At 61.7% G+C, this 25875-nt stretch carries 27 protein-coding genes and 1 tRNA gene; 17 read left to right on the top strand and 11 right to left on the bottom strand.

Going from position 1 to position 25875, the window contains the following annotated elements; translation table 11 throughout:
- The first annotated feature begins 12 nt into the window (after nucleotides 1-12).
- A complete protein-coding gene (locus KBB36_RS05255; RefSeq protein ID WP_290977728.1) occupies nucleotides 13-1095 on the top strand; it encodes an MBL fold metallo-hydrolase in 1083 nt (360 codons plus the stop codon).
- Between the two features lie 37 nt (nucleotides 1096-1132).
- Nucleotides 1133-1957: an NAD(P)-dependent oxidoreductase gene (locus tag KBB36_RS05250; RefSeq protein WP_290977726.1), complete on the top strand. Its 825-nt coding sequence runs from the start codon at nucleotides 1133-1135 to the stop codon at nucleotides 1955-1957.
- Here the strand turns inward: KBB36_RS05250 and KBB36_RS05245 are convergent.
- The 4 genes from KBB36_RS05245 to serB all read right to left on the bottom strand — a co-directional run bounded on the left by KBB36_RS05245 (nucleotide 1954) and on the right by serB (nucleotide 4060).
- Entirely contained in the window at nucleotides 1954-2355 is a 402-nt protein-coding gene (locus tag KBB36_RS05245; protein ID WP_290977724.1) for a putative toxin-antitoxin system toxin component, PIN family, read from the bottom strand. The genes KBB36_RS05250 and KBB36_RS05245 overlap by 4 nt on opposite strands.
- Nucleotide 2356: 1 nt before the next feature.
- Nucleotides 2357-2608 carry a type II toxin-antitoxin system Phd/YefM family antitoxin gene (locus tag KBB36_RS05240; RefSeq protein ID WP_290977722.1) on the bottom strand — a complete coding sequence of 84 codons (252 nt, stop codon included), beginning with the start codon at nucleotides 2606-2608 and terminating at the stop codon, nucleotides 2357-2359.
- Between the two features lie 68 nt (nucleotides 2609-2676).
- Nucleotides 2677-2949, bottom strand: coding sequence for a hypothetical protein (locus KBB36_RS05235; protein ID WP_290977720.1), 273 nt, complete (start codon nucleotides 2947-2949; stop codon nucleotides 2677-2679).
- A gap of 211 nt (nucleotides 2950-3160) precedes the next feature.
- A complete protein-coding gene (gene serB / locus KBB36_RS05230; protein WP_290977718.1) occupies nucleotides 3161-4060 on the bottom strand; it encodes a phosphoserine phosphatase SerB in 900 nt (299 codons plus the stop codon).
- A gap of 27 nt (nucleotides 4061-4087) precedes the next feature.
- On the opposite strand from serB, the gene miaA reads away from it, so the two are divergent.
- The 4 genes from miaA to ilvC all read left to right on the top strand — a co-directional run bounded on the left by miaA (nucleotide 4088) and on the right by ilvC (nucleotide 8544).
- Nucleotides 4088-5068: a tRNA (adenosine(37)-N6)-dimethylallyltransferase MiaA gene (miaA, locus tag KBB36_RS05225; RefSeq protein WP_290977716.1), complete on the top strand. Its 981-nt coding sequence runs from the start codon at nucleotides 4088-4090 to the stop codon at nucleotides 5066-5068.
- Nucleotides 5069-5143: 75 nt separating this feature from the next.
- Nucleotides 5144-6925: an acetolactate synthase 3 large subunit gene (locus KBB36_RS05220; RefSeq protein WP_290977714.1), complete on the top strand. Its 1782-nt coding sequence runs from the start codon at nucleotides 5144-5146 to the stop codon at nucleotides 6923-6925.
- 32 nt (nucleotides 6926-6957) lie between these two features.
- Nucleotides 6958-7476, top strand: coding sequence for an acetolactate synthase small subunit (gene ilvN, locus KBB36_RS05215; RefSeq protein WP_290977712.1), 519 nt, complete (start codon nucleotides 6958-6960; stop codon nucleotides 7474-7476).
- 45 nt (nucleotides 7477-7521) lie between these two features.
- Complete coding sequence (gene ilvC, locus KBB36_RS05210) at nucleotides 7522-8544, top strand: ketol-acid reductoisomerase (protein ID WP_290977710.1); 1023 nt, start codon at nucleotides 7522-7524, stop codon at nucleotides 8542-8544.
- A 76-nt stretch (nucleotides 8545-8620) separates the two neighbouring features.
- On the opposite strand, the gene KBB36_RS05205 is transcribed toward ilvC, so the two are convergent.
- The 3 genes from KBB36_RS05205 to KBB36_RS05195 are packed head-to-tail and all read right to left on the bottom strand — an operon-like array spanning nucleotide 8621 to nucleotide 11338.
- The gene (locus tag KBB36_RS05205) at nucleotides 8621-9610 is read right to left on the bottom strand and encodes a tripartite tricarboxylate transporter substrate binding protein (RefSeq protein ID WP_290977708.1); all 990 of its coding nucleotides are present in this window, start codon (nucleotides 9608-9610) and stop codon (nucleotides 8621-8623) included.
- On the bottom strand, nucleotides 9597-9947 hold the full coding sequence (locus tag KBB36_RS05200) for a hypothetical protein (protein WP_290977706.1): 351 nt from the start codon (nucleotides 9945-9947) through the stop codon (nucleotides 9597-9599). Before KBB36_RS05200 ends, KBB36_RS05205 begins: the two co-directional genes overlap by 14 nt.
- Nucleotides 9944-11338, bottom strand: a complete 1395-nt coding sequence (locus KBB36_RS05195) for an acyclic terpene utilization AtuA family protein (protein ID WP_290977705.1) — start codon at nucleotides 11336-11338, stop codon at nucleotides 9944-9946. The genes KBB36_RS05200 and KBB36_RS05195 overlap by 4 nt, the downstream gene beginning before the upstream one ends.
- A 90-nt stretch (nucleotides 11339-11428) precedes the next feature.
- Between KBB36_RS05195 and KBB36_RS05190 the strand changes: the two genes are divergently transcribed.
- Nucleotides 11429-12340, top strand: a complete 912-nt coding sequence (locus KBB36_RS05190; protein WP_290977704.1) for a LysR family transcriptional regulator — start codon at nucleotides 11429-11431, stop codon at nucleotides 12338-12340.
- Between the two features lie 20 nt (nucleotides 12341-12360).
- Here KBB36_RS05190 and KBB36_RS05185 read toward each other — a convergent pair whose 3' ends face one another.
- A complete protein-coding gene (locus tag KBB36_RS05185; protein WP_290977703.1) occupies nucleotides 12361-12837 on the bottom strand; it encodes a helix-turn-helix domain-containing protein in 477 nt (158 codons plus the stop codon).
- 481 nt (nucleotides 12838-13318) lie between these two features.
- Between KBB36_RS05185 and KBB36_RS05180 the strand changes: the two genes are divergently transcribed.
- The 7 genes from KBB36_RS05180 to KBB36_RS05150 all read left to right on the top strand — a co-directional run bounded on the left by KBB36_RS05180 (nucleotide 13319) and on the right by KBB36_RS05150 (nucleotide 20728).
- Complete coding sequence (locus KBB36_RS05180; protein ID WP_290977702.1) at nucleotides 13319-14881, top strand: 2-isopropylmalate synthase; 1563 nt, start codon at nucleotides 13319-13321, stop codon at nucleotides 14879-14881.
- A gap of 111 nt (nucleotides 14882-14992) precedes the next feature.
- Entirely contained in the window at nucleotides 14993-16039 is a 1047-nt protein-coding gene (locus KBB36_RS05175) for a rod shape-determining protein (protein WP_290977701.1), read from the top strand.
- Between the two features lie 70 nt (nucleotides 16040-16109).
- Complete coding sequence (mreC, locus tag KBB36_RS05170) at nucleotides 16110-16964, top strand: rod shape-determining protein MreC (RefSeq protein WP_290977700.1); 855 nt, start codon at nucleotides 16110-16112, stop codon at nucleotides 16962-16964.
- The gene (mreD, locus tag KBB36_RS05165) at nucleotides 16964-17482 is read left to right on the top strand and encodes a rod shape-determining protein MreD (protein WP_290977699.1); all 519 of its coding nucleotides are present in this window, start codon (nucleotides 16964-16966) and stop codon (nucleotides 17480-17482) included. Before mreC ends, mreD begins: the two co-directional genes overlap by 1 nt.
- A gap of 27 nt (nucleotides 17483-17509) precedes the next feature.
- Nucleotides 17510-19417, top strand: a complete 1908-nt coding sequence (gene mrdA, locus KBB36_RS05160) for a penicillin-binding protein 2 (RefSeq protein ID WP_366933170.1) — start codon at nucleotides 17510-17512, stop codon at nucleotides 19415-19417.
- Entirely contained in the window at nucleotides 19414-20568 is a 1155-nt protein-coding gene (gene rodA / locus KBB36_RS05155) for a rod shape-determining protein RodA (protein WP_290977698.1), read from the top strand. The genes mrdA and rodA overlap by 4 nt, the downstream gene beginning before the upstream one ends.
- An 84-nt stretch (nucleotides 20569-20652) precedes the next feature.
- Nucleotides 20653-20728: transfer RNA gene (locus tag KBB36_RS05150), tRNA-Lys, on the top strand.
- 93 nt (nucleotides 20729-20821) lie between these two features.
- On the opposite strand, the gene KBB36_RS05145 is transcribed toward KBB36_RS05150, so the two are convergent.
- Both KBB36_RS05145 and KBB36_RS05140 read right to left on the bottom strand, forming a co-directional pair.
- On the bottom strand, nucleotides 20822-21730 hold the full coding sequence (locus KBB36_RS05145; RefSeq protein ID WP_290977697.1) for a diacylglycerol kinase family protein: 909 nt from the start codon (nucleotides 21728-21730) through the stop codon (nucleotides 20822-20824).
- Between the two features lie 7 nt (nucleotides 21731-21737).
- The gene (locus tag KBB36_RS05140) at nucleotides 21738-22400 is read right to left on the bottom strand and encodes an exopolysaccharide biosynthesis protein (protein WP_290977695.1); all 663 of its coding nucleotides are present in this window, start codon (nucleotides 22398-22400) and stop codon (nucleotides 21738-21740) included.
- A 111-nt stretch (nucleotides 22401-22511) separates the two neighbouring features.
- Between KBB36_RS05140 and KBB36_RS05135 the strand changes: the two genes are divergently transcribed.
- Complete coding sequence (locus KBB36_RS05135) at nucleotides 22512-23243, top strand: hypothetical protein (RefSeq protein WP_290977693.1); 732 nt, start codon at nucleotides 22512-22514, stop codon at nucleotides 23241-23243.
- On the opposite strand, the gene KBB36_RS05130 is transcribed toward KBB36_RS05135, so the two are convergent.
- Entirely contained in the window at nucleotides 23234-23755 is a 522-nt protein-coding gene (locus KBB36_RS05130; protein WP_290977691.1) for a flavin reductase family protein, read from the bottom strand. The genes KBB36_RS05135 and KBB36_RS05130 overlap by 10 nt on opposite strands.
- Before the next feature lie 146 nt (nucleotides 23756-23901).
- On the opposite strand from KBB36_RS05130, the gene KBB36_RS05125 reads away from it, so the two are divergent.
- Both KBB36_RS05125 and sufB read left to right on the top strand, forming a co-directional pair.
- The gene (locus tag KBB36_RS05125) at nucleotides 23902-24360 is read left to right on the top strand and encodes an SUF system Fe-S cluster assembly regulator (RefSeq protein WP_290977689.1); all 459 of its coding nucleotides are present in this window, start codon (nucleotides 23902-23904) and stop codon (nucleotides 24358-24360) included.
- A 27-nt stretch (nucleotides 24361-24387) separates the two neighbouring features.
- Nucleotides 24388-25875 carry a Fe-S cluster assembly protein SufB gene (gene sufB, locus KBB36_RS05120; protein ID WP_290977687.1) on the top strand — a complete coding sequence of 496 codons (1488 nt, stop codon included), beginning with the start codon at nucleotides 24388-24390 and terminating at the stop codon, nucleotides 25873-25875.

Raw genomic sequence — 25875 nt, 5'->3', positions numbered from 1 at the left:
AAGGAATACCCTGTGTCGGAGATTGATCAGCGCAATATCGGCTTAAGCTTCCCCTTCACCGACCATGCCGCCGGCCCGCGGCCCGGGGATGCCGAGGTTTTTGAACTGCGCCCCGGCGTGTTCTGGCTGCGCATGCCGATCCCGATTCCCGGCCTTGACTACATCAATCTATGGCTGCTGCGCGATGGCGAAGGCTGGACCGTGGTGGATACCGGCGTGCGCTCGTCCAAGCTGCAAGCTTTGTGGCAGCAGGTTTTTGAGCGCCACCTGGATGGCAAGCCGATCACTCGCATCCTCTGCACACATTTCCATCCGGATCATCTTGGCCTGGCCGGCTGGCTGCATGAACGCTGGCAGGCGCCGCTCTGGATGACCCTGGGCGAATGGAGCTTCGGTCGCATGCTGTCGCTGGATGCCCAGGCCGAGGTGCCGCCGGAAGTGCTGCATTTTTACAGCCGGGTCGGTTTCGACGAAGCCGGCCTCGACAAGATCAAGCAGAGCGGCTTTGGCAATTTCCGCAAGGCGGTGACCGAAATTCCGCGTTACTACCACCGTATCGTGGAAGGCGATCTGGTGCGTATCGGCGGCCATGATTGGCGCGTCATCATCGGGCGCGGCCATTCGCCGGAACATGCCAGCCTGTATTGCGCCGAACTCAATCTGCTGATCTCCGGCGATCAGGTGCTGCCGCGTATCAGCCCGCATATCGGGGTTTATCCCGGCGAGCCGGAAGCCTGCTCGCTGACGCTGTATCTGCGCTCGCTGGACCGCTTCGCCGATCTGCCCGCCGATGTGTGGGTGATGCCGTCGCATGGTGATGTGTTTGTTGGACTGCATGCGCGCATCGCCTATCTCAAGCGCCACCATCAGGAGCGGCTGGATATCCTGATGCAGGCGATGGACCGGCCGATGACGGTGCTGGATACGCTGCCGCTGCTGTTCAAGCGCGATATCAAGGATCACATCACCCTGGCGGCCGGCGAGGCGATGGCGCATCTGCATCATCTGATGCTGGAAGGCCAGGTGCAGCGCAGCCTGAATGCCCAGGGCGTGTATGAATATAGCCGCAGCGTTATGGCGGAAGCGGCACAATAAGCCCAGGCCCGAACGGGCCTGGCGGGGGAGGAAAAACATGACCACGCTCAAGGGCAAGACCCTGTTCATCACCGGCGCCAGCCGTGGCATCGGCCTGGCGATTGCCTGCCGTGCCGCCGCCGATGGCGCCAATATCGCCATTGCCGCCAAAACCACCGAGCCGCACCCCAAGCTGCCCGGCACCATCTATTCGGCCGCCGAAGCGGTGGAGCGTGCCGGCGGCCAGGCCTTGCCGCTGGTGGTGGATGTGCGCGAGGAAGCCGCCGTGGAAGCCGCCATGGCGCAGACGGCGGAAAAATTTGGCGGCATCGACATCCTGATCAACAATGCCTCAGCGATCAGCCTGACCGGCACGCTGGAAACGCCGATGAAACGCTATGATCTGATGCACCAGATCAATACGCGCGGCACCTATCTCTGTTCGCAGAAGGCGTTGCCCTATCTGCTCAAGGCGCCGAACCCGCATATCCTCAACATGTCACCGCCGCTTAACATGGAGCAGCGCTGGTTTGAGCCGCATGTTGCCTACACGATGGCGAAATACGGCATGAGCCTGTGTGTGCTCGGCATGTCTGGCGAATTCCGTTCCAAGGGCGTGGCGGTGAATGCGCTGTGGCCGCGCACCGCTGTGGATACCGATGCGATGAACGTGATCACCGGGCCGGATTTCCGCCGCCGTTGCCGCAAGCCGGCAATCCTGGCCGATGCCGCCCATGTCATCCTCACCCGTCCGAGCCGCGACTGCACCGGCAATTTCTTCATCGACGATGCCGTGCTGGCCGAAGCCGGCGTCAGCGATTTCTCGATCTACCGCCATGACGGCGTCGAGGAAAAAGACCTGATCCCGGATTTCTTCGTTTAGAAATCTGCAAGGAAAGTCGCCGGCTTTAGGATTGGGATGCCGCGAAACGGGTGCAGTGCCAGCAGATAGGCATCGCCGCTGACGATGCAAGCGGCTGAACCTGCGACAGCGAGGCTGAGAAACTTGTCGTCCTGTGGGTCACGGCAGGCCTGGATTTCAGGTGGTTCTGAAATGAAATCTGCGATGTCTTCGATCAGCGTAAGCAATGTGGCGCGGTCTTGCTGCGAAACATAACGGTCGAATTTCGGCCGTAATAGCACCTGACTCAATTCGGCAAAAGTTCCTTCGCTCATAAGCAACGTACCAAGGCCGCTGGCTTTCCAGAAAGCCTGATCCGCCACCGAGCCTGGAAGCAGGAATTTGCTGATCAGAACATTGGTATCAAGGACAAAGCGCACATCAGCGCTCGTCCGCCAGCAGTGCCGCCAGCTTATCTTCGGTCAAGCCGGCGGCTACGGCACGGGCGCCGACCCGCTCTGAATGTTGGCGCAATTCCTCCAAGCGATAGGCGCGCAATGCCTCAAAATCTCGCATCGAGAGCAATACCGCCACATCACGCTTCTGGCGCCGGATCAGTACCGGCTCGTGCTGGGCGACATCAAGCAATGCCGCAAATTCCTGTTTGGCCTGGGTGGCTGAGATGGTGCGCATGACTGCTTCCAGTAAATGATCATTTTGTCTATTTTATACGATATGTATAAAATGAGCAAAAAGATATTTTAGGCCGCCCGCACCAGTCTTTCGCGGTTTTGGCCGGTGGCCAGGCGCAGCAGGCCGTTCTTGTCCAGATCGTCGAGCCCGGCGGTAACGCCTTCATGCGCCACCACGCGGCCATTGAGCCGCGCCTTGGCGGTGCGGATCAGGCGGCGGGCATCGCTGCGGTTATCGGCCAGCCGGGCAGTAACCAGCAGGTCCACTAGGTCCATGCCATGCAGCAAGGCTTCGCGCGGCAGGTCGAGCGGGGCGGTGTTATCGGCGGTGAGTGTGGGCATGATACTTCTCCTCAGGGTCAGCGGTGGGTTTTCCGCCGGAGGCCGGAAGCATCGGATTGTCTGAAAACACGAATGCCGCCGGTGGCTGCGGCGGCATTGGGTCGTTTGTCACATACGAACCGTCGCCGCTATGGGAGCAGCGTAAAATACCAGTTCGTAAAGACGGCGCGGGTGTGCATGGCGTTAAAGCTAGTGCGGCCGCGGCGGCCTGTCAACGGCCGAGGATTTCATCCCGCCTGTAGCCCTGGGCATAGAGTAGCCCTGTCAGGTCGCCATGCTGGATCGAGAAACGCGCCTGTTCGCGCACCACCGGCTTGGCGCGGAAGGCGATGCCCATGCCGGCGGCTTGCAGCATGGCCAGATCGTTGGCGCCATCGCCCACAGTGAGACAATCAGCCAGTTCCACATTCTGCGCAATCGCGATGCGCTTGAGGGCGGCAAGTTTGGCTTCGCGGCCCAGGATTGGTTCGCGCACACTGCCGGCCAGCTTGTCGAAGGTTATCACCAGATGGTTGGCCTGGTGTTCGTCGAAGCCGAACTGGTCTTTGATCATGCCGGTGAAATAATCAAAACCGCCAGAGACCAGGGCGCAATAGACACCATGCGCCTTGAGGGTGCCGAGCAACGCCTTGGCGCCCGGCATCGGCTGAATCAGGCCGGCGGCCTGGGCCAGCAGGGTTTCGGGCAGGCCCTTGAGCAGGGCAACACGCTCACGCAAGGCGGCTTCAAAATCCAGTTCGCCATTCATGGCGCGGCGGGTGATCTCGGCGATGCCGGGGCCGAGGCGTGCCAGTTCGGCCAGTTCATCCAGCATCTCGTTGCGGATGATGGTGGATTCCATATCGGCCACCAGCACCTGCTTGCGGCGGTTTTCCAGTGGCGGCAGCAGCAGGTCCACCGGGGCGCCGCGCAGGGCCACCTTGGCGGCTTTCACCGCCGCTTCGCCGGCCAGCCGGTCGAAGGCAATGTCGCAGGCCACGCCGGGATCAAGCCAATCCGCCGGGCCGACTTTCGCCCCGGCCATGGCCAGCGCATCGCGCACCGCCCCGGCCACACGCTCGCTGAGTACGGCGCCGCGTGGATCGGAGATCAGGGTGAGAAGGTTTTGCATGGCCACGAACCGGGATAAGAAGACAGGATGACCCATATACCTGCCAGTTGGCCGCTTGTCATCGTTGCCGGCCCCACCGCCAGCGGCAAGTCGGCGCTGGGCTTGGCGATTGCCGAGCGTTTTGGCGGCGTGGTGATCAATGCCGACAGCATGCAGGTCTATCGCGACCTGCATATCCTGAGCGCCCGACCGAGCGCCGAGGAGACGGCGCGGGTGCCGCACCGGCTTTATGGTGTGCTGGATGGCGCCGAGCATGGCACGGCGGCGCGCTGGCGCGATCTGGCCCTGGCCGCGATTGCCGGGGCCGCCGAGGCCGGGCGCCTGCCGGTGCTGGTGGGCGGCACCGGGATGTATCTGCGGGGCCTGATCGATGGCCTGGTGCAGGTGCCGGCCCTGCCGCCTGAAGCCAAGGCCGAAGCGCAGGCTTTGCTGGCACGGCTTGGGCCTGCCGGGCTGCATGCTGAATTGAGCCGCCTCGATCCGGAAACCGCCGCCCAGCTCAAGCCGGGCGACAGCCAGCGCCTGGCGCGGGCCTGGGAAGTGCTGGCCGGCAGCGGGCGTGGCCTGGCAGCCTGGCGCCGCGAGGCCGGGGCGCCGGGTTTGCCCAATCCGGCTTGCTGGCTGCTGCTGCGGCCGCCGCGCGCCCCGCTTTATGCCCGGATCGACCAGCGTTTTGCCGCCATGATCGCCGCCGGGGCGCTTGAGGAAGCGCGGATTTTTACTGCCCGAACCGATGTGCCGCCGGATGCGCCGATCCGCAAGGCGCATGGCCTGCCGGAATTGCTGCGCCATCTGGCCGGAGAAATTGATCTGGAAACGGCGATAAGCCTTGCCCAAGCGAATACAAGGCATTACGCCAAGCGCCAGACCACCTGGTTCCGGCACCAGATCAGCCCGGACCTAGTTGAGGAAAGCGACCTCGGAGAGAAAGAAAATTTCAACCCAGAGGCAAAAATCTTTCCATTTCTTATGAGATACCTGTTGACCACCCGCTACCCCTCTGTTTAGGGTGGCGCGCTTTTTTACAGGGTGGGCGAGTGTTTCGCCTGCCGCTTCAGGCCCTACAGGCAAGGATACGGAGTTATGGATACCGAGCAGCGTGAACAGCAGACCATGTCCGGCGCGGAGCTGGTGATCAAGGCGCTTGTTGATCAGGGCGTCGAGGTCATTTTTGGCTATCCGGGTGGCGCGGTATTGCCGATTTACGATGCGTTGTTCAAGCAGAATGCCATTCGCCATGTGCTGGTGCGCCATGAGCAGGGCGCCGTGCATGCCGCCGAAGGTTATGCCCGTTCCACCGGCAAGCCGGGTGTGGTGTTGGTCACGTCCGGCCCCGGCGCCACCAATGCCGTCACCGGCCTGACCGATGCGCTGATGGATTCGATCCCGATTGTCTGCCTGACCGGCCAGGTCGCCACCCATCTGATCGGCACCGATGCGTTCCAGGAATGCGACACCACCGGCATCACCCGGCCCTGCACCAAGCATAATTATCTGGTGAAGAGCAGCGACGATCTGGCCCGTGTGGTGCATGAGGCGTTCTATGTTGCCACCAGCGGCCGGCCCGGCCCGGTGGTGATTGATCTGCCCAAGGATATCCAGGTGGCGAAGGGGCCTTATACCGGCCCGGCCAATGTGCGGCACAAGACCTATCGCCCGCGTGTTGAAGGTGACGACGGCAAAATCCGTGCGGCAGTGGAATTGATGGCCAAGGCGCAGCGGCCGGTATTTTATACCGGCGGCGGCATCGTCAATGCCGGCCCGCGCGCTTCTGAATTGCTGCGCGAACTGGTCAAGCTGACCGGCTTCCCGATCACCAACACCCTGATGGGGCTGGGTTCATATTCCGGCACCGACCGGCAATTCCTCGGCATGCTGGGCATGCACGGCACCTGGGAAGCCAATCATGCCATGCATGATTGCGATGTGATGATCAATATCGGTGCGCGCTTTGATGATCGCATCACCGGCCGGCTCAATGCCTTTTCGCCGGGCTCGAAGAAAATCCATGTTGATATCGATCCGTCGTCGCATAACAAGACGGTGCGCGCCGATATCTGCATCGTTGGCGATGCCTGCCGCGTGCTGGAGCAGATGATTGCGGTGTGGAAGCAGGGCGGCTACAAGCCGAACCAGCCGGCGCTCGACAAATGGTGGACCCAGATCGACCAGTGGCGCGCCCGCGATTGCCTTGCCTTCCAGCAGGACGACAAGATCATCAAGCCGCAATACGCCATCCAGCGGCTGTATGAAAAGACCAAGCAGCGCGACACATTCATCACCACCGAAGTGGGCCAGCACCAGATGTGGGCGGCGCAGTTCTACAAGTTTGAGCAGCCGAATCGCTGGATGACCTCGGGCGGCCTTGGCACCATGGGCTATGGCCTGCCCGCCGCCGTGGGTGCGCAGCTCGGCAATCCGGGCAAGCTGGTGGTGGATATCGCCGGCGAAGCCTCGATCCTGATGAACATTCAGGAACTCGGCACGGCGGCGCAATATCGCCTGCCGGTGAAGGTGTTCATCCTCAACAATGAATATATGGGCATGGTGCGGCAGTGGCAGGAATTGCTGCATGACAGCCGCTATTCTGAAACCTATTCCGAAGCCTTGCCGGATTTTGTCAAACTGGCCGAGGCATTCCATTGCGTTGGCCTGCGCTGCACCAGCCCGGGCGATCTCGATGCGGTGATCGACGAGATGATCAAGGTCGACCGCCCGGTGGTGGTGGATGTGGCCGTCTCGAAGGACGAGAATTGTTTCCCGATGGTGCCTTCGGGCGCGGCCCATAACGAAATGATCCTGAACAACCAGCGCGCTTCCGATCCCGGCGCGTCGGTGAGTGCGGAAGGCATGGCGCTGGTCTGAGCGCCTCCACGAATCAAGCGGAATTTCCCATCATGTCTGCGCAAGCAACTTTGCCGGTTCAATCGCATATCCTGTCGGTGCTGGTCGATAATGAGCCGGGTATCCTGGCCCGTGTTGTCGGCCTGTTTTCCGGCCGCGGCTACAATATCGAAAGCCTCACCGTTGCCGAGGTGAGCGACGCGGCGCATCTGTCGCGCATCACCATTGTCACTTCCGGCCCGGCGCCCGTGATCGAGCAGATCAAGGCCCAGCTTGGCCGCCTGGTGCCGGTGCATAATGTGCATGACCTGACCGTGGAAGGCCCGCATGTGGCGCGTGAACTGGCCCTGGTCAAAGTGGCCGGCACCGGCGAGAAGCGGGTGGAAAGCTTGCGCATCGCCGATATTTTCCGTGCCCGCGCAGTGGACAGCACCATCGAATCCTTCGTATTCGAACTGACCGGCGCGCCCGAGAAGATCGACGCCTTCGTCAAGCTGATGCAGCCGCTTGGCCTGGTGGATGTCTCGCGCACCGGCGTGGTCGCGATCAGCCGCGGCCCGGCGCCGCTCTAAACCGTTTCTTGAGAAGCCACGACGCATTAATAGGAGAGAAAAACCATGCGTGTGTATTATGACCGCGATGCGGACCTGAACCTGATCAAGGGCAAGAAGGTCGCCATCGTCGGCTATGGCAGCCAGGGCCATGCCCATGCCCAGAACCTGAAGGATAGCGGCGTCAAGGAGATTGCCGTGGCTTTGCGGGCCGGCTCGGCCGGCCATGTGAAGGCGCAGGAAGCCGGTTTCAAGACCATGACCCCGACCGAGGCCGCCAAATGGGCCGACGTGATCATGGTGCTGACGCCGGATGAAGGCCAGTCCGACCTGTGGGTGAACGACCTGCGCGACAACATGAAGCAGGGCGCCGCCCTGGCCTTCGCGCATGGCCTGAACATCCATTTCAACCTGATCGAGCCGCGCAAGGACATTGACGTGTTCATGATCGCGCCGAAGGGCCCGGGCCACACTGTGCGCTCGGAATACCTCAAGGGCGGCGGCGTGCCGTCGCTGGTTGCCGTGCATCAGAATGCCTCGGGCAACGCGCTTGAAATCGCGCTCAGCTACGCCTCGGCCAATGGCGGCGGCAAGGCCGGCATCATCGAAACCACCTTCCGCGAGGAATGCGAAACCGACCTGTTCGGCGAGCAGGTGGTGCTTTGCGGCGGCCTGGTCGAACTGATCAAGGCCGGCTACGAGACCCTGACCGAAGCCGGCTATGCGCCGGAAATGGCCTATTTCGAGTGCCTGCATGAAGTGAAGCTGATCGTGGACCTGATCTACGAAGGCGGCATCGCCAACATGAACTACTCGATCTCCAACACCGCCGAGTATGGTGAATATGTCACCGGCCCGCGCATCATCACCGCCGAGACCAAGGCCGAGATGAAGCGTGTGCTGGCCGATATCCAGGAAGGCCGCTTCACCCGCAACTGGATGCTGGAGAACAAGGTCAACCAGACCTCGTTCAAGGCCACCCGCGCCAAGATGGCGGCGCATCCGATTGAGGAAGTGGGCAGCAAGCTGCGCGCCATGATGCCCTGGATCGCCAAGAACAAGCTGGTCGACAAGGCCCGTTCGAACTAAGTGCACCTGCACTGAAATGGAACGGCCGCCGGATCACTCCGGCGGCCGTTTTTTTGTTCAAATTCCGGGGCGTGACCTATTCCGGCTCGATGCCGGCAGCCTTCACCACTTCGGCCCATTTCTTGGTTTCCGACACAACAAAATCGGCCAGTTGCTGACGGCTGGAAGATTGCGGCTCGATACCGGCAGCCAGCAGCTTGTCTTGCACTTCTTTATCGGCCACCGCTGCGGCGATGGCTTTTTGCAGCAGGTCGGCAATCGCCGGATCGGTTTTGGCCGGCAGCCAGGCGGCAAACCATGCCGTGATCTGATAGCCCGGCACACCCTGCGACGCGATGGTGGGCAGGCCCGGCGCCACCACGGAAGGCTGCGCGGTGGAAACGCCCAAAGCCTTCACCTTGCCGGCGGCGGCCTGCGGCAGAGTGGTGGAAACATCGGCGATCATTAGTGAAAGCTGGCCGCCGAGCAGATCGGTCACTGCCTGCGGGTTGCTCTTGTAGCCGACATGCAGGATGTCGATGCCGGTCATCGCCTTGAGCAGTTCCACGCTGATCCGCGAGGAACTGGAGCCGCTGCCGAAAGTCAGTTTGCCCGGATTGGCCTTGGCGTAGGCAATCAGTTCCGGCACGTTGCCGGCTGGCACGCTGGGATGCACCACCAGCGCCATCGGGATGGTGCCGAGCATGCTGACAGTCTCAAAATCCTTCACCGCATCATAGGGCAGCTTTTTCAGCATGCTCTGGTTGGCGGCATGGGTGGTGTTGGTGGAGATCAGCAGGGTGTAACCATCGGGTGCCGCCTGGGCCACCTTCTGCGCCGCGATCACGCCGCTGCCGCCAGCAGCATTTTCCACCACCACATTCTGTTTCAGATCGGCACCGAGTTTGTTGCCCACCACACGCGCCACCGTGTCTGTGGCGCTGCCGGCCGCGAAGGGCACGATGAACTTGATCGGCTTGTTTGGATAGCCGGCGGCGCCCTGGGCCAAAGCCGCCGTGATGCCGGCTGGTGTGGCTTGCGCCAGGCCCAGCAGGCCAAGGGCAAGAATCAGCTTATGCAGTCTCATCGGTTCCTCCGTTGTTTACTTTTGTTATGGATAGGCCAAGCAGGTGGAAGGACAGCGTTTTGCCATGGCCATCCAGGCCGAGGCTGGCGTTGACGCCGCCATCCAGAACATTGTCGAGCACAAAGTTGAAAGCATGCAGGCGCGGCAGGTCGTAACGCTGCACCCGGGTTACGCCACGATGGGCAAACAATTCCATCACGCGGGCTTCGGTCACTTCGGCTGCCAGCAGGGCATAATCTTCCGGCCGATAGCAGATCAGCGCGATGTTGAGCCGGTTGCCCTTGTCGCCGGAGCGGGCATGGGCAAGCTGATGCAGAGGAATGCCGGCCTGATTCATTGGGCAGCCACCGGGTTCAGCAAATACATTGTGGGATGCAGCCGGTTGCGCTCGATCAGGCAGGAAGCGCTGGCCAGTTGCGGCGTGGTCTGGCGCCGCACACCACCGCCACCGGCCGGGCCGGCAACGTAGAGTGCTTCCACTTCGGCCAACAGGCGCTGCACCGGGGCCGGATCGGTGCTGCGGGTGGCGAAGCGCACGCGTAAGTCTTCGGTGTTGAAGTGGCTGGCCGCCAGCATGTGGCCGGCGCTGTCGCCGAAACTGCTGCAAATACCGATGATATCGGCACGCAAGGGCAGGTCGGGCCATGCGCGCGCCATGCGCTGGCGCACTATCTCAATGGCCAGCCGGGCGCGGGCCGCAGCATTTGGTCCGGCATAGGAGATTTCCGCCTCGCCAAGCAGCCCTGCATTGATACAGACTGTGGCCTTAAGCCGCTCCGGCCGGGCATGGCCTCGGGCGCCACGCACCGCCACACGGTCGGGGCCAAGCTGTTCCAGCTCCACCTCCGTCAGATCCAGCACCACATCGGGTGTGAGATAGGCGGCCGGATCATGAATTTCGTAGAGAATCTGCTCTTTCACGCTGCGCAGATCGACCACGCCGCCAGTGCCGGGCGGCTTGGTGATAACGATATTGCCGACGATATCCACTTCAGCAATCGGGTAGCCGATATCAACAAAATCGGCGGCATCCTTGAAGCCGGGATCGGCAAAATAGCCGCCCGTCACCTGCGGCCCACATTCCAGCAGATGGCCGGCCAAAGTGCCGGCGGCAAGGCGCTGCCAATCATCCCAGTGCCAGCCGAAGCCATGTACCAGCGGGCCGAGCACGAGTGCCGGATCCGCAACGCGGCCGGTGACCACAATCTGTGCGCCGGCATCCAGGGCTGCGGCAATCGGCGCCGCGCCAAGATAGGCGTTGGCTGCAACGATTTCAGGCGATTTGCCGCTGATCGGATCGGCACGCAGCAGCAGGCCATCCACTTCACATGCCGCCAGTTCTTCGGCACGCATCACCTGGCTCAGGTCATCGCCGGCTATAACGGCGATGCGGGCGGTGGGATGGCCAAGACGGGCCGCCAGATCGGCAATGCGCTGTGCCGCACCGGCCGGATTGGCGGCGCCAAAATTGCCGATGATACGGATATTGTTATCCAGACAGCGTGTCAGCACCGGTTCCAGCATCGCCAGCAGGTTGGGGCTGTGGCCGGCGGCCGGGTCGCGCTGGCGATCAAGCTGCGCCAGCGCCAGGGTGCGCTCAGCCAGCATCTCGAAGATCAGGAAAGCCGGGCGCCCGGCGGCGATCAAGGCTTCCACCACCGGAAGCGCTGCGCCTGGGCGGTCGCCGGAAAAACCGGCGCCAGCGCCGATATGGATCGACTGGGTCACTTTTTTGAGCCTGTGCGAGCGTTGCCTCGCAGCGACCCTAGCCAAGTGATATATAAACTCAAATACATATTAACTATAGGATTATAGATCATGTCTATAAATCTGACCTTGCGCCAGCTTGAGATTTTTGCGGCCACGGCCAGGCTGGGCAGCTTCAGCGCCGCTGCCAGCAAACTCAATCTGTCGCAGCCTGCGCTCAGCGTGGCAATTGCCAAGATCGAGGCTGAACTCGGTTTGATGCTGTTTGACCGCACCACACGCTCGGTGCGGCTCACCGCGGATGGCCGTCATCTCGCGGCGGTGGCGGATGATCTGCTGCGCGATGTGAAAGTGGCATTGCAGGGTGTTGCGTCGCGCGCCAGCGGTTTGCATGGCCGGCTTGCCATCGCGGTGCTGCCCTCCATTGCGGCATCATTTCTGCCCACGGCATTATCAGCGCTGCAAAGCAAATATCCCGGCATCGACGTGGCTATTCATGATGTGATGCATGAACGCGCCGTGGCGCTGGTGGTCGATGGCGTGGCGGATTTCGCGGTCACCACCCGGATTGCCGATACACCGCTGCTGACCTATGAGGAATTGGGCGCTGATCGTATCCATCTGGTCTGCCGCGACGATCATGCGCTGGCCGGCAACGGGCCGCTGCCCTGGCGCGCCCTGGCCGGCCACGCTTATGTGGCGATGGCTGGCTCCACCTCGGTGCGCCGGCTGGCCGATGCAGTGCTGTTGCAAGCGGATTTTGCGCTGGCGCCGCGTTATGAAGTTGAGCAGATCGCTTCGGCCATTGCGCTGGTTTCGGCCGGGCTTGGCGTCACCGCGCTGCCGGCACTGACCTTTTCCATGTTTGCCAGCGAGCGGCTTACCATGCGGCCATTGATCGGCCCGGCGCTCAGCCGCCAGATTGGCTGCCTGCAATTGCGTGGTCGTCAGCTATCGGCGCCGGCTCAGGCACTGCTAGGTGAAATCAAGGCCGCTTTCGCCAGGCGGCAAAAGCGGCCTTGATAGAGCAGGGTGTTGCGCGATTATTCGCTGTCGTTGCTGGCGCCGGCAGTGATTTCGCCCGGCGCAGCACCGGCGGCTTTCACCAGATCGAAGATGTGGCGCCGCAGGCTTTTCGAATCGATGCGGCTGAAATAGCGCACCAGCTCCATCGCCTGGCGCTGCGAGACGCGGCCGGCAGTTTCGGCATCAATCTCATCATTGACGGCGGCGGTATCCAGGCTGGCGGCCTCATCCACCTGGCCCTCGAAGAAATATGAGGGCGGCACATTCAGGATATGGGCAAATTGCTGCAACCGGCTGGCGCCGATGCGGTTCATGCCCTTTTCGTATTTCTGAATCTGCTGGAAGGTCAGGCCCACTGCCTCGCCCAGCCTGGTCTGACTGATGCCTGCGAGGGTTCGCGCCGCCCGCAGGCGCCGCCCGACATGGCAGTCAAACTGGTTCGGCCCACGGCTTTTGGTGCCCCGCACCCGGCCTTCGCTCCGTTCCTCTGTCATGATCACTCTGTCTCTTTCCTTATTCGGGGCTGCGAAATCAAAAGAACGGCTAAAAAATGTAATTAAGCCATCCGCGACTCTGCCCGCCCACACGCATCAAGCAGAATCAGGTTTATCAATTGTTTTAAGGGCTTACGCATTAATTATCGCTAATACGATGATTATACTGAGTGTATTATTAGTTTTAGTTGCAATTGCTTCGCACAACTATTGCGGGGACCATGAATTTGCCGCAATCGCAGCGCAAAAATTCAAAACCGTCCCGTTCACGCTCTGTTAAGCCGGGCAGCGCACATTAACCATGTAACTTCCTGTTTTTATCGCTGGCCGGGCTTTCCTTCGGCTAGCCTTTGCCGAGGACCGGCCGAAGCGTGTACACTATGGCTAAACCACGGAAATATCGGCTGGATCGGATATGGCGCGGCAAGCAGGCTGCGGTTCCGGTCAACCCGGTATCCGCCAGGGCGGAAAGGCCATCGCCATGACTGAAGCCAGCACCCAGCAAACCCGCGACCGGGTTGTGATTTTTGACACCACCTTGCGTGATGGTGAGCAATCACCCGGCTGCTCGATGAATCTGGAAGAGAAGCTGCGTATCGCCGAATTGCTCGAAGGCATGGGCGTCGATGTTATCGAAGCCGGCTTTCCGATTGCCTCCAATGGCGATTTCGAGGCGGTGAATGAAATTGCCAAGCGGGTGAAGAACTCTATCGTCTGTGGTCTGAGCCGTGCTGGCCGCAAGGATATTGATCGTGCCTGGGAAGCTTTGCGCCCGGCGCGCCAGGCCCGCATCCACACCTTCATCTCCACCAGCCCGCTGCATATGAAATACAAATTGCAGATGGAGCCGGAGGCGGTGCATCAGGCGGTGATCGATAGTGTCAGCCATGCGCGCAATCTGTGCGATGATGTGGAATGGAGCTGCGAGGATGGCACACGCTCAGACCCCGAATTTCTCTGCCGCCTGATCGAGAGCGCGATCAAGGCCGGCGCACGCACCATCAATGTGCCCGATACGGTGGGTTACACAGTGCCGGATGAATATACCCGGCTGATGCGTTATCTGATTGAGAACGTGCCAAACAGCGATCAGGCGCGCTTTTCTGCGCATTGTCATAATGATCTGGGTCTTGCAGTGGCCAATTCGCTGGCGGCCGTGATCGGCGGCGCACGCCAGGTGGAATGCACCATCAACGGCATCGGCGAACGCGCCGGCAATGCCGCGCTGGAAGAGATCGTGATGGCGTTGCGCACACGCGGCGATGCGATGGCTTTTGAAACCGGCATCCGTACCACCGACATCACCAAAGCCTCGCGGCTGCTGTCGTCGATCACCGGCTTCAACGTGCAGCCCAACAAGGCCATTGTCGGCGCCAATGCCTTCGCGCATGAAAGCGGCATCCACCAGGATGGCATGCTGAAACATGCCGGCACTTACGAGATCATGACGCCGGAATCGGTTGGTCTCAATCGCTCCACGCTGGTGATGGGCAAACATTCCGGCCGCCATGCCTTCCGCAAAAAACTGGAAGAGCTTGGTTTCCATCTGGCCGACAATCAGCTCAACGATGCTTTCACGCGTTTCAAGGATCTGGCCGACCGCAAGAAGGATGTGTTCGACGAGGATTTGCTGGCGCTGGTGGATGACGCCGTGTGGCGCGGTAATGACCGCATCCAGTTTGTCTCGTTGCAGGTGGTGGCCGGTTCCAAGGGGCCGCAATCGGCGGAGCTGGAACTGGAGATCGATGGCCGCCCAGCGGCAGTGAAGGCGACTGGCAACGGTCCGGTCGACGCCACATTCAACGCGATTAAAGAATTGTACCCACACGACGCCAAGTTGCAGCTCTATCAGGTACATGCGGTAACCGAAGGCACCGATGCGCAGGCCGAGGTGACGGTGCGGCTGGCCGAAGCGGGCAAGACCGTGAACGGCCAGGGTGCAGATGCCGATACGCTGGTGGCTTCGGCGCGGGCTTATATCCATGCGCTCAACAAGTTGCTGGTGAAACGCGAGAAGACCGCACCACAGGCGTTGAGTGCGTAAATGGCAATACTGGTGCTTAAAGCTGGCGGAAATAGCGGGTTTGGGGCCTTGCGTATCCCGGCTCAAGGCAGCATAACGGCCGCAATATCTGGTTCATGAGGTGAAGTGTCGATGTTTTCACGCTTGATGGGTTTCATGTCGGCCGATATGGCCATCGACCTCGGCACGGCCAACACGCTGGTCTATGTCAAGGGACGAGGCATTGTGCTGAACGAGCCGTCCGTGGTCGCGATCAGCAATGTGCGTGGCAAGAAGGAAGTGCTGGCGGTGGGCGACGAGGCCAAGCAGATGCTGGGCCGCACCCCGGGCAATATCGAAGCCATTCGCCCGCTGCGCGATGGTGTGATTGCCGATTTCAATGTTGCCGAAGAGATGATCAAGCACTTTATCCGCAAGGTGCATAACCGGCGCAGCTTTGCTTCGCCGCAGGTGATTATCTGCGTGCCGTCTGGCTCCACCGCCGTGGAACGCCGCGCCATCATGGAATCGGCGGAATCCGCCGGTGCGCGTCGTGTGCAACTGATCGAAGAGCCGATGGCGGCTGCGATTGGCGCCGGCCTGCCGGTCACCGAACCGACCGGCTCGATGGTGGTGGATATCGGCGGCGGCACCACCGAGGTGGCCGTTTTGTCCCTGGGCGGCATTGTCTATTCGCGGAGTGTGCGCGTGGGCGGCGACAAGATGGATGAAGCGATCATCGCCTATATCCGCCGCAACAATAACCTTTTGGTGGGCGAGGCTTCGGCCGAGCGTATCAAGAAGCAGATCGGCTCGGCCTGTCCGCCGGAAGATGGCAATGGCCTGTCCATGGAGATCAAGGGCCGCGATCTGATGAACGGCGTGCCGAAGGAATTGGTGATCAACCAGCGCCAGATTGCCGAAAGCCTGGCCGAACCGGTTGGCGCCATTGTCGAAGCCGTGAAGGTGGCGCTGGAGCATACCGCGCCGGAACTCGCGGCCGATATCGTTGACAAAGGCATTGTGCTGACCGGCGGCGGCGCGCTGTTGGGCAATCTGGATCTGGTGTTGCGCCATGCCACCGGCCTGCCGGTGACCATTGCCGACGAGCCGTTATCCTGCGTTGCGCTCGGCACCGGGCGGGCGCTGGAAGGCATGAAGACCACGTTCAAGCAAGTGCTGTATAATCCGTCCTACTAAGCCAGGGGTGGCGGGGCGGTATTCAGGAGGGGGCTGACGGAGCGAGATGCGAGGGCGGACCGGACGCAGCATGCGGCTGGCAGCACCGATAAAGGGGCTGGTGCAGCGCTTTGCCTTTCTGCTGCTGATCGGCGCGGCCCTTGGCCTGATCCTGCTCAGCCGTATCGACCGCCCGGCGGTGGAGCGCGTGCGGGCGATCACGGCGGATATCTTCGAACCAATGCTCACCGCCGTATCTCAGCCCATCGCCTTTATCGGCAATATCGTCGGCACCATCGACGACCTGATCTTCGCGCATGAAGAAAATGTGCGGCTACGCACCGAGAATGCCCGCCTGCTGCAATGGCAGGACGTGGCGCGCCGGCTGGAGCAGGATAATGCCAGCCTGCGCCGTCTGCTGGCTGCCGGCCCCGATCTGGGCCACAGCTTTGTCACCGGCCGTGTCATTGCCGATGGCGGCGGCCTTTTCGTGCGCACGGCATTGATCAATATCGGCAGCAAGGATGGCGTCAAAAAAGGCCAGGCCACCATCGGAGAGGGCGGCTACGTTGGCCGTGTGGCCGAAGTGGGCCAGCGTGCCGCACGTATACTGCTGCTCACCGACCTCAATTCGCGCCTGCCGGTGATGATCCAGGAAACCGGCCATCGTGCCGTCCTGGCCGGCGATAACTCGCCGCAGCCCAAGCTGGAATATCTGCATGCCGGCGCCAAGCCGCAGGTTGGCCAGATGGTGGTGACTTCTGGCGATGGCGGCCAATTCCCGGTTGGCATTCCGGTTGGCGAGATTGTTGCTGTGGGCGAGGGCAATGTACGGCTGCGGCCGTTTGTTGAACTTGGCCGGCTGGATTTCCTGCGTGTGGTGCAGTTTGAGGAAACCCGGCTTGAAGCCGAGGAGGCGGCGCGCCCGGCCGCTCGCAAGCCGTGATGAAACCGCTTGCCGTCTCGGTGCAGCGGCTGCGCGGCTTCCTGCCGATTGTCACCTGCCTGGTGCTGGTCGCCTGCGGCCTTGCCCCGGTCGGACTGCCGCATTTTGCCACCATCAGCCCGGCCTTGGCCTTGATGGCGGTATTCTACTGGAGCATTTTCCGCGCCGATCTGATGTCGATGCTGGGCGCTTTCCTGATCGGCCTGGTGGTTGATCTGATCACCGCCGGGCCACTTGGCCTCAACGCGCTGCTGCTGCTGCTGACGCATGAACTCGGTGTGTCGCAGCGCCGGGTTTTCCTTGGTTCGTCCTTCCTGGTCAATTGGTGGGGTTTTGCCATGGTGGCGGTTGGCGCCAGCCTGATCAGTTGGAGCATTGCCAGCCTGCTGCATTGGCAGCTGCATGAATTCCGCCCGGTGCTGGCCCAGCTTGCGCTGTCGCTCGGGCTTTATCCCGCTATCTACTGGCTGCTGAGCCGGATCGAGCAGCGCTATCTGCGCCCAGGCCTGTCGACATGATCGGCATGCCAGCATGATGGGGCCGGCGTGAACAAGCGCGACAATGATATCCAACGTGTTTTCAGCCGCCGCGCTCTGATGCTCGGCGCAGGGCAGCTTGCCTTGTTTGGCGGCTTGGCGGGGCGGCTGTATTACCTACAGGTACTGGAAGCAGATCGCTACAAGCTGCTGTCGGATGAAAACCGTATTTCGATGCGGCTGCTGCCGCCGCGCCGTGGCCGGGTGCTGGATCGTTTTGGCACCGAACTGGCCTCCAACCGGCGCAATTATCGCGTGCTGATCGTGGCCGAGCAGACGCGCAATGTGGATGCCACGCTCACTGCGCTGGCCGAATTGATTCAGATTGATGATACGCAGCGCGCCCGCGTCAAACGCGAGATCGAGCGGCGGCGCAAGTTTGTGCCGGCGGTGGTGGCCGAGAATTTGTCATGGGAGGATTTTGCCCGCGTCAATCTGCACAGCCCTGATCTGCCTGGCGTGCAGCTTGATGTTGGCGAGACCCGCGATTACGGCATGGGGCCGATTTTCAGCCATGTGGTGGGTTATGTTGGCGCCGTGGCCGAGAATGAACTGGGCGACGATCCGCTGCTGGAACTGCCCGGCTTCCGCATTGGCAAGACAGGCATCGAAAAACTGTTCGACGAGGATTTGCGCGGCCGCGCCGGGCATAGCCAGATCGAGGTGAATGCCTATGGCCGCGCCATCCGTGAACTGGATCGCACTGATGGCCTGGCCGGCGATGATGTGGTGCTCAGCATCGATGCAGAATTGCAGCGTTTCACCGCCGAACGGCTGAAGGATGAAAGTGCCGCCGCCGTGGTGATGGATGTGCATACCGGCGAAGTGCTGACTATGGTGTCCAATCCCGGCTTTGATCCGAACTGGTTCAATGTTGGCATCACCACCGCGCAATGGCGCCAGCTTAATGGCGACAAATACAAGCCGCTGACCAACAAGGCGGTGCAGGGCCAGTATCCGCCCGGTTCCACCTTCAAGATGGTGGTGGGGCTGGCTGCGCTGGAAGCCGGCGCGGTAACGCCGGATACACGGGTCTTCTGTCCCGGCCATGTGGAGCTGGGCAACAACACCTTCCATTGCTGGAAAAAAGGCGGCCATGGCAGCATGAATCTGGTGCAGGCACTGGAGGAAAGCTGCGATGTCTATTTCTACGAAGCGGCCCGGCGCATCGGCGTCGACAAGATTGCCGATATGTCAAAAAGGCTCGGCCTTGGCGATGTCAGCGGCGTGCATGTTACCGCCGAACGCAAGGGCCTGATCCCGACCCGGGCCTGGAAACAGGCTGCGCTGGGTCAGCCCTGGGCGCAGGGTGAAACTCTGGTGGTGGGCATCGGCCAGGGTTATGTGCTGGCCACGCCGCTGCAATTGGCGGTGATGACGGCGCGGCTGGCCAATGGCGGCTATGCTGTGCAGCCGCGCCTGGTGCGGCTGGATGATGTGCTGGGGCCATCCAGCGAAACACGCCCGGCAAGCCAGCTTTATCCGTCGCTGAACATCAAGCGCGAGCATCTTGATATTGTGCTGGAAGGCATGATCCGGGTGACCACGCCGCCGCGCGGCACCGCGCATGGCGCCCGCATCACTCAGCCGCAATTCGCCATGGCCGGCAAAACCGGCTCCAGCCAGGTGCGCCGTATCTCCAAGGCCGAGCGTGATACCCGCGTGCGCAAAAATGAGGAAAAGCCTTGGGAAGAGCGTGATCATGCGCTTTTTGTCGCCTTTGCGCCGATCTCCGCGCCGCGTTACTGCTGCGCTGTGATTGTGGAGCATGGCGGTTCCGGCTCCAAGGCGGCAGCGCCGATTGCGCGCGACATCATGCTGGAAGTGCAAAAACTGGATCCGTCGCGGCGCAACCGGCCGCCCAGCCAGATACCCGCCACCACCGCGGATGCGGTCAAGCCGGGCCGGGAGGGATGAGCATGCGTCGCCATTCCCTGCTCAGCCGCGGCAACGATCTGACTTTTGGCCGCAAGTTGCGCGACATCACCTGGGGGCTGGTGCTGCTGATCAGCATGATAGCCTCAGTCGGCTTCATTCAGCTTTATTCTGCCGCCGGCGGCGATATCGATCCCTGGGCCGATCGCCAGATGCTGCGCTTTGCGATCGGCATTTGTGTAATGACTGCGATTGCGATTACTGACATCCGGATCTGGATGCGTTCGGCCTATTTGTTTTATGCCGTGGCGCTGATCCTGCTGGTGGCGGTGGAATTGTTTGGCCGTATCGGCATGGGGGCGCAGCGCTGGCTTGATCTTGGCGTGATCCATGTGCAGCCCTCCGAGATCATGAAGATTTCCATCGTGCTGGCGCTGGCGCGCTACTTCCACGGTCTGTCCTATGATGAAGTGGGCATGATCCGCTGGCTGTTGGCGCCGCTGGCGCTGGTGCTGGCGCCGGTGGTGCTGGTGATGAAGCAGCCGGATTTGGGCACTGCCATGCTGCTGCTGGCTACCTCGGGCGCGGTGTTTTTCTTCGCCGGGGTGCGGCTGTGGAAATTTCTGCTGGTGATTGTGGCGGCGGGCGCGGCGATGCCGGTCGGCTGGGGCCTGATGCATGATTACCAGCGCAAGCGCGTGCTCACCTTCATGAACCCGGAAAATGATCCACTCGGCTCCGGCTATCATATTCTGCAATCCAAGATCGCGCTTGGCTCTGGCGGCTTCATGGGCAAAGGTTTCCTGCAAGGCAGCCAGAGCCACCTCAGCTTCCTGCCTGAAAAGCAGACTGATTTCATCTTCACCATGTTTGCTGAGGAGCAGGGCCTGGTCGGCGCGCTGGGCCTGATCGCGCTCTACATCCTGGTTCTTGCTTATGGCTATGCCATCGCCATGCGCTCGCGCAACCAGTTTGGCCGCCTGGTGGCGGGTGGCCTCACGGTGATGCTGTTCCTGTATGTCTTCATCAATATCGCCATGGTGTCTGGCCTGGTGCCGGTGGTGGGGGTGCCGCTGCCGCTGGTCAGCTATGGCGGCACGGCGATGATGACCCTGCTGATCGGCATCGGCCTGCTGATCTGCGTCTATGTTCACCGCGATGTGGAAATCCCGCGTCATATGAGTGGCTTATAGAAAAAATCCTGTCGGCGAAATTCATCACGCCGAAGCCCTTGCAATCGACAGGAATCAGGGTATGTTTCGCGCCGGTTTTGAGCTGGGCGCATAGCTCAGTTGGTAGAGCAGCTGACTCTTAATCAGCGGGTCCCAGGTTCGAGCCCTGGTGCGCCCACCATTCCTTGAAAAAGGCATGGCTCCAGCTCAAAATCTGATCAAGCGGCCCGGATCGTTCAGCGCTCCGGGCCGTTGTTGTTTCAGGCCCCGAACATCACAGGCTGCCTGTTGCTGGCTGGCGCACCTTCAAAGCACGCGGCAAGACGTGGAAATCGATTGGGCCGCGCAGCATGTCGATCTCGCCATCGCTGGCCACGGGCTTTGCACGCTCAAAGTCGATGCGCAGATGCTCGGCCTTGATCACTTCCAGTTCGTCATCGCGCTCCAGGCTGCCTAGAAACAGCTTGGCAAGCTGGCCGGCCGAGCCAAGCGCGCTGCGCTCATGCGAGATGTAAAGCGACAATTCGCCGCTTTGCAGATCAGGCCGGCCGAAGAGCTGGCCGGGGCGGAATTCATAGGCGCCCACCGCCACCACGATGGCCGGCGAGAGAATTTCGCGGCGCTGGCCATGATAATCGATGCTGATATGCAGCAGGCGATGGCGCCGCATCGCCCGCCAGGCGGCGCGCAGCATAGCGCCCCATTTGCTGAGACCGAACAGCCGCCGCCGCCGTTCACGATCCACCACCATCTCAGGGTAAAGCCCGAGCGCCGATTTATTGAGAAACAGCCTATTGTTGATACGGCCAAGATCAATGGCGGTGCAGCTGCCCTGGCTCAAGGCAGCCACGGCCTGTTCGATCTGAAGCGGGATGTTTAGGTCGCGCGCCAGCAGATTCATCGTGCCGAGCGGCAGCACGCCCAGCACCTGATCGTGCTGATTGGCATGCAGCAATTCCGCCGCACTGCGCAAGGTGCCGTCGCCGCCGCCCACCCAGATTTCCCCGGCTTCCTGTGTTGCTTGGCGCAGGGTTTCAGGCAAAGCATCTGGCGGCACCACCTGCACCGTCAGATCATGCAAGCCGTGTTCGGCAGCGGTATTCTGGATCAGGGTATGCAAGGCCGCAGCGCCATAGCGCCGGGCTGTACCGGAAGCGGCATTGATCACCACACGCACAGCCATGGGCCACCTACCAGGGCAGCAGATCGGCCAGGCTGGTGCCGGCGCGCACGGCAGCAATGCCCATGGTGAGGAAAAAGCCGGCGGCAATCAGGCCCAAAGCCTGGCCGGCCAGCACGCCCAGGCCATCGCGGGTCAGCAGCCCCAGGGCGATCAGGATAATGCCGATGGCAAAGGGCGCATTGGCAAACGGGATCGGCAAGGCCAGGCCAATGGCCTGCAGGATGATACCGAGCATGGCCAGCACCAGGCCAAAGCCACCCACCAGCCAGGTCAGGCGCGGGCGGAAATGCCGTTCCAGCTTGCGGATGCCGGGAATCGCATGGCTCATGAAGCGGCGCAGCAGGGGGCTTGGCAGGCTTTGCCGCCCGAGGATGCCGGGCAGGCGCAGCCGGGCCGGGCCGGCAGGCAGCAGGGGCCGCACCAGCATGCCAAAGGCCACAGTGATAATCAGCAGGCCGGCGATAAAGCCGATCGGCAGCCCGGGCGAGGGCATCAGGCCCAGTAAACCAAGAAAAAGCAGCAGCAATGGCGCCGAGCGGTCGGCGAAGATATGGCTGGCTTCCTGCAAAGTCACTGGCCGGTCGCGGCCGATGCGGCGCAAGCGCGACAGGTCGCGGGCAACACTTTTTCCCGGTTTTTCGAGGCTTGGCCGATTCTGCTGCGATTTCATGCTCATAGCCCTAGTTGGGCGGCAAATTGCGGCGGCTTCATGGCATTCCGGCAGCCGCTTGGCGGCGTTTCCAGACTCGCCCAAGCCGATCACCGAGGCTAATATCCCGGCATGAGCATCGCGCCGCGCTTCTTTGCCCCGCTGGGGACTGTGCCGCATGCCGAGCGCCTCGCCTTCCTGACCCAGGATGTGCGGGCTGCCGGCACGGTATTCGGTTTTTATGGCGCGGCGGCGGCCATCGGTGCCCGGCCGGCCGATGTGGCGCTGATGGTGGTGCGGCGCTATCGGCCGGAAGACCTGCATCGCCAGGTGGTGCTGGTGTTTCAGCAGGACCGGGCCTTTGCCGGCGCCCTGGGCAAACTTTATGCTGCGCGTGGCAAGCCGCTGGGCTTTGAAGGCCAGAATCGCTGGTGCGCCATCCCCGAACCGGGCTTCCTGGCCGATGAAACCTATGCCCTGCTGGCGCAGCGTTTCGCCACCTTGCTGCTGATTGAGGAAGACAAACCCGGCGCTGCAGCGCGGATTGTGGTTTTCGGCTCGGATGGTTTCAAGCAGCGCCCGCCGCTCAAGCTGGCGCCGCTGCCCCGGCCGGAACCGACCAAGCCACAAATCGCCGTGCCGCCGCCAAAGCCCAAGGCGCCCGCCGCCGGGCTGGCCAAGGTGGTGCCGCTGCGGCCGCGTCCACAGCCGCAGAATATGCTGCCGGGCCGGGCAGCTTTGCCGCCGCTGCCGCTGAACCGCCGCCGCCGGCTGCGCAGCGTGGTGGCGCTGAATGAAAAGGTGGAGCGCGAGGTGGTGGACGAATTCCGCCGCCTGCTCACGATTTTATCGCATTACGGCTGATCCAGCGGCTGGGTGCGCATATAGCGGCCATCCTGGTAAACCAGCGGCGCGATATTGCCCTGGCACAGCACCCGCAGCACCCGGCCAATGAAAATGCCATGTGTGCCATAGGCATGGATGGCTTCCACGGCACAGAAGATGTTGGCCTGGGCATCCAGCAGATACGGCACGGCCTCGGCATCATCCTGCCAGGCGCCGGTCGCAAAACGCGCCGGTCCTTCGGCGCCGCCGCTGAAAATATCCGAAACCGGCTGCTGCCCGGTATGCAGCAGGTTGATGCAGAAGCTTTGCCCCAGGCCGAGATGGGCATGCAGCGCGGCCGAGCGGTTGACGCAGGCCAGCAAAGCAGGCGGTTCTGCCGAAACCGAGGTGACCGCTGTGGCGGTCATGCCGCAGCGCCGGCCCTCGGCATCGCGGGCAGACAATACAGTGACTGTGGCGGCCAGCCGGCGCATGGCAGCGCGAAAGGCTTGGTCGAGCGGGCTTGTGGGGGTGTTTTGCGTATCCGGCATCGCCGCAAGATGCGGGCAATTCGCAAATAGCGCAATGATTTTACTTACTTGACTTGCTGCGGCAGCGAACCATCTTGCAATTCGGACTGAAATGGTCTTATTTGCGACGCGCAAGCAGCCCGCTTGCCCTGGGAATGTGGTGAAACATGCTGCGGCTGAGCCGATTGGCGGATTATGGCGTGATGGTGATGGCCCATGTGGCTGCCGCCCCCAGCGCCGTGCACACTGCCGAAGCCGCCGCTGCCGCCACCGGGCTGCCCGGCCCCACCGTGGCCAAGCTGCTGGCCAGGCTGAGCCGTGCCGGCCTGCTCACCTCGCAGCGCGGCGCCAAGGGCGGCTACCATCTGTCGCGCCCGGCCGAAGCCATCACGGTGGCGGATATTGTCTCTGCCCTGGACGGCCCGATTGCGCTGACACAATGTTCGGAGCATCAGCCCAGCACCTGCGACCGCGAGAATCTCTGTGTTTCGCGCCGTGGCATCAACAAGATCAACACTGCCATCCGCGACGCCCTGCAATCGGTCAGCCTGACCGAGCTGGTGCGTCCGCATTACGACTTCATGCTGCCGTCGTTGCCGCGTGCGACGGCGACCCGCCCCAGTTGACCAGTAGACCAGCCCCCCAGGTGCCCCATGCCTGCCGCCCTTGAAACCATCGATACCGTTGCCAAACTTGGCGGCGAATATAAATACGGCTTCGTCACCGATATTGAATCCGAGGTTCTGCCCAAGGGGTTGAACGAGGATGTGGTGCGTTTCATCTCGGCCAAGAAGGGCGAGCCGGAATGGATGCTGGATTGGCGCCTGAAGGCTTTCCGCGCCTGGCGCAAGATGGAAGACCGCGAGCCGACCTGGGCGCGGGTTGACTATCCCAAGATCGATTTCCAGGACATTCACTACTACGCTGCGCCAAAGCAGAAAAACGGCCCGAAAAGCCTGGATGAAGTGGACCCGGAACTGCTTGCCACCTATGACAAGCTGGGTATCCCCCTGCGCGAGCGCGAAGCCCTGCTCGGCATCGAGAAGGTGCCGGATTTCGGCAGTAATGTGGCGGTGGATGCGGTGTTCGACAGCGTGTCGGTGGCCACCACCTTCAAGGGCAAGCTGAAGGAAATGGGCATCATCTTCTGTTCGATGTCGGAAGCGGTGCGCGAATATCCCGAACTGGTGCAGAAGTATCTCGGCTCTGTGGTGCCGGTGACGGATAATTTCTATTCCGCGCTGAATTGCGCTGTGTTCTCCGATGGCAGCTTTGTCTATGTGCCGCCGGGTGTGCGCTGCCCGATGGAGTTAAGCACCTATTTCCGCATCAACGAGGCCAAGACCGGCCAGTTTGAACGCACCCTGATCATCGTGGATAAGGGCGCCTATGTGTCCTACCTGGAAGGCTGCACCGCGCCGATGCGCGATGACAATCAGCTGCATGCCGCCGTGGTGGAACTGGTGGCGATGGAGGATGCGGAAATCCGCTATGCCACGGTGCAGAACTGGTATCCGGGCGACAAGAATGGCAAGGGCGGCATCTACAATTTTGTCACCAAGCGCGGCGCCTGCCGTGGCGCGCGGTCAAAGATTTCCTGGACCCAGGTGGAGACCGGCTCATCGATCACCTGGAAATATCCCAGCGTGATCCTTCAGGGTGACGACAGCGTGGGTGAGTTCTATTCGGTGGCGGTGGCCAACAACGCGCAGCAGGCCGATACCGGCACCAAGATGATCCATATCGGCGCCAACACCAAATCCACCATCATCTCCAAGGGCATTTCGGCCGGCCGGGCGCAGAATACCTATCGTGGCCTGGTGCGCATGCAGCCCAAGGCGAAGAATGCGCGCAACTATTCGCAATGCGACAGCCTGCTAATCGGCGATAAATGCGGCGGCCATACCGTGCCCTATATCGAAGTGAAAAACCGCAGCGCCAAGGTGGAGCATGAAGCCACCACATCGCGCATTTCGGATGATCAGTTGTTTTATTGCCGCCAGCGCGGCCTGTCGGCCGAGGATGCGGTTTCCACCATCGTCAATGGCTTCTGCAAGGATGTGTTGCAGAAGCTGCCCATGGAATTCGCCGTTGAGGCCCAGAAGCTGCTCGGCGTCAGCCTCGAAGGTTCGGTAGGTTAA

This window comes from Ferrovibrio sp., from assembly GCF_017994015.1.
Classification (GTDB): domain Bacteria; phylum Pseudomonadota; class Alphaproteobacteria; order Ferrovibrionales; family Ferrovibrionaceae; genus Ferrovibrio.
The sequence above is the reverse complement of the archived record's forward strand: the minus strand, read 5'-3'. Positions and strand labels throughout refer to the sequence as shown.